Consider the following 3,335-nt stretch of genomic DNA (forward strand, 5'->3'; position numbering starts at 1 on the left):
GCTGTTGACGCCACGCACGACGCTTTCTGAAACGGCATGGGCTGTTGCCAGCACTGTGAGGTTGATCTGCAGCATGGCGTGGAATGTGTCGTGGTGACGATGCAGCGCGGTCAGAAGCTCCGGCGCGGTTTCCGATAGATATTTCTGGCTGGCTTTCAGTTGCGCGACCGCGCTGACATAGCGACGCGACAGTCCGGTCTTGGCGGATTCAAACGCCATCGCCTCGCGCAGTTTGCCGGCACGCACCAGCTCGGTTTCGCGCTCGATGACGCCGAGTAATTCGCTCATCACATCCATCAGGCTGTCGGCGAGTTTGCGCGCGTCCGTCGGCGTCGCCGCTGAGAGAGCAGGGGCGGGCGCGTCGCGCTGTAATGCTCGGTTCATGTTCGGTCCCCCTGGGCTCGCTAACTGGTGCGGCCCGCTTGCTGCAGAATCAGTGTGCGATAGACTTCGTTCGAGATTCCGACGCCGCCCGCTTTGGCGAACGACTTCGAATATTGATCCGTCAGCATCGAGCGCCATACACCGGTGCCGGGCGTATCTCCGAACGGGCCTTCGCCCTTGATGCCGCTAGTCATCTGCGAAAACATGGAGTTCAGAAACATCGCTTCGAAATCGGTGGCGGTCGTCTTGGCTTTCGCCTGGGCCTGCGGTGAGACCTTCTTCAAAGCGTCGGCGAAGGCGGGATCTGGCCGGCCATTGAACAGCGGCATCATCGCTTTTGAAGGCATGCTGCCGTTGCTGGAGTTGATGAGACTGCTTTGCATCACATCACCTCGATGTCAGCCTGGATGGCGCCCGCGGCTTTGATCGCCTGCAGGATTCCGATCAGGTCGCGCGGTCCGATCCCGAGCCCATTAAGCCCGTCGACGAGCTGTTGCAGCGACACGCCATCCTTGACCACGGCAAATTTCCTGCCGTCCTCGGTGACGCCGACGCTGCTGCGGGGCGTGACTACGGTACGACCGCGGGACAGCGGGTTGGGCTGGCTGACTTGCGGGCTTTCCGTAATCGTTACGGTGAGATTGCCCTGAGCCACCGCGACTGTGGCGACGCGGACATCGCGCCCCATCACGATGATGCCTGAGCGTTCGTCGATCACGATCTTGGCGGCCAGATCAGGCTCGACCTGCAATTGCTCGATCTCGGTGAGGAACGCGACCACGTTGCCCTTGAATTCCGTCGGAATCGAAAGCTGCACGGTGGACGGATCAATCGGCTCGGCAGTCTTGACGCCGAGATAGTCATTTACGGCCGCGGCAATGCGCTTTGCGGTGGTGAAATCGGCGTTGCGCAAGGCCAGCCGCACATTGGGCAGCCGATTGAGAGCGAACTCGATCTCGCGTTCGATGATGGCGCCATTGGCGATCCGTCCTACGGTCGGCACGCCGCGGACGATCTTGGCGGCTTCGCCCTCGGCCTGGAAACCGGAAATCGCGAGCGAGCCCTGCGCCACCGCATAGACATTGCCATCCGCGCCGAGCAGCGGCGTCACGAGCAGCGTGCCGCCCTGGAGATTCTTGGCATCGCCTAGCGCGGACACCGTGACGTCCATCCGCGTGCCCTGGGTGCCGAACGCCGGCAGGTTGCCGGTCACCATCACGGCGGCGACATTGCCGGTGCGGATGGTGGCGCCGCGAATATTGACGCCCATGCGTTCCAGCATCGCCTGCAGCGATTGCTTGGTGAAGGGGATATTGTTCAGCGTGTCGCCGGTGCCGTTGAGGCCGACGACCAGGCCATAGCCGATCAGCTGGTTCTGCCGTACGCCTTCGATGTTGGCGAGGTCCTTGATCCGGGAAGTCGCGGCCGCAGGCAACGAGGACCACGCCAGCGCCAAGAGCGCGGCGCAGGCCAGCTGAAATCGTCTTGCCGATTGAACGCCGCTCATCCTCTGCTCCCCGCTGAGGTCTTCAAGTCCAGGCCACGCGCCACTCCCATGACGGCTGCCCGGCATTAACTATGCGAGCCCCGTGCCATGTCAGGTATGTTGAGCAAGTGGCTGATGCTAAAAGGATAATCTTTAAGACGCGGCCCTCGCACGTGCCGCTCCCATCGGCAAAACTGCCTGTCGCGGCAATTTTTGCCGGGCGTTTACGTGCCGTTAACCAAAAAACGGCGAAGCTCCGCGCACCGAAGTTCGAGAACTGACCATGCGCATCTACGGACCCAACGGCACGATCACCGGATCTCAGGCAGCCAATGCCAAGCGGACCAGTTCGTCGGGCTTCGCCTTGCCCGAGGCGGCTTCTGCGCCGGAAACTCGCGCCCCCGCCGCGCCCAAGGCCGCGGGCAATATCGACGCATTATTGGCGCTGCAGGGCATCGAGGAGGACCCGGCCGAGCGCCGCAAGCGTTCCGTAAAGCGCGGCCGAGGCGCACTCGATGTGCTGGATGACCTTAAGATCGGGCTGTTGTCGGGTAATTTCGACGCTTCCACCGTGCACCGGCTGCGGGATGCTGCCGCGAATCTCAAATCCTCTTCCGGTGATCCGGGCCTGGATGCTGTGTTGTCTGAAATCGAGCTTCGGGTTGAAGTCGAATTGGCTAAAGCCGGCCAATACTGAGCCTTATCCGGCCGCGCGCGGCTCGAGCTTGCGCACAGGTTCCTGCGGCGGAAACTGCCGCAGTGCACACCTCGAAGCGCCCTCGATATTGTCTGTCAGATGAGGCCGCTATATAAGGCGCGCGCGGACGGAGGCTTCTCCGCCCGACTGGTGCGTCCGATTTGAAGCAATACGCAATTTGCCTCAATTTCTTCCTGAGGAAATTTCAAACCGGGAGCGTCGCCAGAACATTTTGATTAGCGCCGTTTGCTTCCGAACTTCGTGTCAGTGGGTGCCGCAAGCGATGATGAAGCTGGAAACGGGCGTTAAAAAACGTACAGATGGGCTGGCCTTGGAAAAGTTGAAAAACTATCGACCCTCCGAAAAAGAGCCTTTCATGAACGACCGCCAGCGCGATTATTTTCGCGCCAAGCTGCTGGCGTGGAAGGAAGAGATACTCAAGGAATCGCGGGTCACGCTGCAGACCTTGCAGGAAGAAAACGTCAATCACCCCGACCTCGCCGATCGCGCCTCCTCGGAGACGGATCGCGCGATCGAGCTGCGTGCCCGCGACCGACAGCGTAAGTTGATCTCCAAAATCGACGCGGCGCTGCAGCGGATCGAGGACAACACCTACGGCTATTGCGAGGAAACCGGCGAGCCGATCTCGCTGAAGCGGCTGGAAGCTCGCCCGATCGCCACGCTGTCGGTTGAGGCGCAGGAGCGCCACGAAAAACGCGAGAAAGTCTATCGCGACGAGTAGGATTTGGCCGCCGCGTGCGGTCATTT

At 61.2% G+C, this 3,335-nt stretch carries 5 protein-coding genes; 2 read left to right on the forward strand and 3 right to left on the reverse strand.

Annotation, left to right across the window (positions count from 1 at the left end; translation table 11 throughout):
* The 3 genes from VJV58_RS05790 to VJV58_RS05800 all read right to left on the reverse strand — a co-directional run.
* Positions 1–384, reverse strand: a 384-nt coding sequence (locus VJV58_RS05790) for a hypothetical protein (RefSeq protein ID WP_324136378.1), incomplete at its 3' end; no start/stop codon positions are given.
* A gap of 20 nt (positions 385–404) precedes the next feature.
* Positions 405–731 (reverse strand): flagellar assembly peptidoglycan hydrolase FlgJ, encoded by a 327-nt coding sequence (flgJ, locus tag VJV58_RS05795; RefSeq protein WP_324136381.1) that lies wholly within the window; start codon positions 729–731, stop codon positions 405–407.
* 35 nt (positions 732–766) lie between these two features.
* Entirely contained in the window at positions 767–1,891 is a 1,125-nt protein-coding gene (locus VJV58_RS05800; RefSeq protein ID WP_324136379.1) for a flagellar basal body P-ring protein FlgI, read from the reverse strand.
* Positions 1,892–2,153: 262 nt separating this feature from the next.
* Between VJV58_RS05800 and VJV58_RS05805 the strand changes: the two genes are divergently transcribed.
* Together VJV58_RS05805 and dksA are read left to right on the forward strand one after the other, a co-directional pair.
* A complete protein-coding gene (locus VJV58_RS05805) occupies positions 2,154–2,567 on the forward strand; it encodes a flagellar assembly protein FliX (protein WP_324136380.1) in 414 nt (137 codons plus the stop codon).
* A 331-nt stretch (positions 2,568–2,898) separates the two neighbouring features.
* On the forward strand, positions 2,899–3,309 hold the full coding sequence (gene dksA / locus VJV58_RS05810; protein ID WP_324136382.1) for an RNA polymerase-binding protein DksA: 411 nt from the start codon (positions 2,899–2,901) through the stop codon (positions 3,307–3,309).
* Positions 3,310–3,335 lie beyond the last annotated feature (26 nt).

Source organism: Bradyrhizobium sp. (assembly GCF_035273305.1).
Lineage (GTDB): Bacteria > Pseudomonadota > Alphaproteobacteria > Rhizobiales > Xanthobacteraceae > Bradyrhizobium.

What these genes read in the sequence shown, in the direction of transcription:
- flgJ (WP_324136381.1), bottom strand. Translation starts at nt 731, where the DNA reads ATGCCTTCAAAAGCGATGATGCCGCTGTTCAATGGCCGGCCAGATCCC.
- VJV58_RS05800 (WP_324136379.1), bottom strand. Translation starts at nt 1,891, where the DNA reads ATGAGCGGCGTTCAATCGGCAAGACGATTTCAGCTGGCCTGCGCCGCG.
- VJV58_RS05805 (WP_324136380.1), top strand. Translation starts at nt 2,154, where the DNA reads ATGCGCATCTACGGACCCAACGGCACGATCACCGGATCTCAGGCAGCC.